At 43.1% G+C, this 1,833-nt stretch carries 2 protein-coding genes and 1 pseudogene; all 3 read left to right on the forward strand.

Translation table 11 applies throughout. The annotated features are described in order from the left end of the window. Nucleotides 1-196, forward strand: a pseudogene (locus tag SCRDD08_RS05495) (TIGR02328 family protein); the annotation flags it as partial. Between the two features lie 94 nt (nt 197-290). Next, the gene (gene rimM / locus SCRDD08_RS05500; protein WP_061422770.1) at nt 291-809 is read left to right on the forward strand and encodes a ribosome maturation factor RimM; all 519 of its coding nucleotides are present in this window, start codon (nt 291-293) and stop codon (nt 807-809) included. Next, nucleotides 799-1,530, forward strand: a complete 732-nt coding sequence (gene trmD, locus SCRDD08_RS05505) for a tRNA (guanosine(37)-N1)-methyltransferase TrmD (RefSeq protein ID WP_061422771.1) — start codon at nt 799-801, stop codon at nt 1,528-1,530. Before rimM ends, trmD begins: the two co-directional genes overlap by 11 nt. Nucleotides 1,531-1,833: the final 303 nt, after the last annotated feature.

Here is a 1,833-nt window from a genome sequence, read left to right on the forward strand (position 1 = left end):
GATTATGGAGGAGATGAGCAAGCGAGGTTATCGTGTGTCTCCAGAGTGGCTGGAGAGGGACTATCGTGGCAAGACTTGTCCAGCCTATGTGCATCTGGAAGAAGTGGCTGTGGCGAGCCCTATTTACCCCGAGCATGACGCGGCTTACTATGAGGAATGCCTACAAAATCTCAGAGAAAAGGGCATTGACTTATAGGCTTTTCTGCTGTCTGAGCCAGCGGCCTGTCTTGAGAAAAAGCCAGCAAAATGATACAATAAAACGAATAGTAAAAAGATTAACTGGAGTAAAAATGAATTATTTTAATGTTGGTAAAATCGTCAATACCCAAGGTCTGCAAGGTGAGATGCGAGTTTTATCGGTGACAGATTTTGCAGAGGAGCGTTTTAAAAAAGGCAATAAACTGGCTCTTTTCGATAAGAAAGACCAGTTTGTCATGGACGTGGAAATTGCCAGCCACCGCAAGGCCAAGAACTTTGATATCATCAAGTTCAAGGGCATGTATCATATCAATGACATCGAGAAATTTCGTGACTTTAGTCTGAAAGTAGCCGAAGAAGACTTGGCTGATTTGGAAGATGGGGAATTTTACTACCATGAAATCATCGGCCTTGAAGTCTATGAAAATGATGTTCTGCTAGGTACGATTAAGGAGATTCTCCAGCCAGGCGCCAATGATGTTTGGGTGGTCAAACGTAAAGGTAAACGTGATTTGCTGTTGCCGTACATTCCGCCAGTAGTGCTAAGCATTGACATCGAGCAAGGCCGGGTTGATGTAGAGATACCGGAAGGACTGGACGATGAAGATTGATATTTTGACCCTCTTTCCGGAGATGTTTGCGCCCTTGGAGCACTCGATTGTGGGCAAGGCGCGAGAAAAAGGCCTCTTGGAAATCAACTACCACAATTTTCGCGAAAATGCGGAAAAATCTCGGCATGTAGATGACGAGCCTTACGGTGGAGGTCAGGGTATGCTGCTGCGGGCTCAGCCTATTTTTGATGCATATGATGCCATTGAAAAGAAGCAGCCGCGCGTGATTTTGCTGGATCCTGCTGGTCGGACATTTGACCAATCCTATGCTGAGGAGCTGGCCAAGGAAGAGGAACTCATCTTCATCTGTGGCCATTACGAAGGCTATGATGAGCGGATCAAGACTTTAGTGACAGATGAGATCTCGCTGGGTGACTATGTCCTGACCGGAGGAGAATTGGCGGCTATGACCATGATTGATGCAACAGTTCGCCTGATTCCAGAGGTTATTGGCAAGGAAGTCAGTCACACGGATGACAGCTTTTCGTCTGGACTCTTGGAGTATCCTCAATACACTCGTCCTTATGACTATCGGGGCATGGTCGTTCCAGAAGTGCTCATGAGTGGGCACCACGAGAATATCCGCAAGTGGCGTCTTTATGAAAGTCTGAAAAAAACCTATGAGCGCCGTCCAGACTTGCTGGAAAACTATGAATGTACAGCCGAAGAAGCCAAAATGTTGGAAGAAATTCGAGCCAATAGTAAGGATAGTGAACACTAGTCCTTTCTATAAAATAGCAAAATCTAGATATCGATTTCTCAAAGTCACGTTTGTGGCTTTTTTTTAATTGGATGAAGGGCTGGAAAATTTTTGAAAAAATTCAAACTTCCTTCTTGACAGAAAAAATAAAAAGGAGTATTATCTTAACTAGTTAATAAACCGGTTAATAAAAAACTATTTTTTAAAGCAATTCTTGGGAAAGAATGTTTTGAAAATAGTTCTTTCTTTGAATGATTACTAAACTGGTTAAGGAGTTGAAATGAAGATCAAAAAAGTTTTGATAGCTTTAAGTCTAGTCTTGCT

It is taken from the genome of Streptococcus cristatus (assembly GCF_001578775.1).
In the GTDB taxonomy this organism is placed as follows: domain Bacteria; phylum Bacillota; class Bacilli; order Lactobacillales; family Streptococcaceae; genus Streptococcus; species Streptococcus cristatus_A.

Bases quoted from the DNA above. Each gene is read 5' to 3' on its own strand.
- trmD (WP_061422771.1), top strand. From the start codon at position 799: ATGAAGATTGATATTTTGACCCTCTTTCCGGAGATGTTTGCGCCCTTG.
- rimM (WP_061422770.1), top strand. From the start codon at position 291: ATGAATTATTTTAATGTTGGTAAAATCGTCAATACCCAAGGTCTGCAA.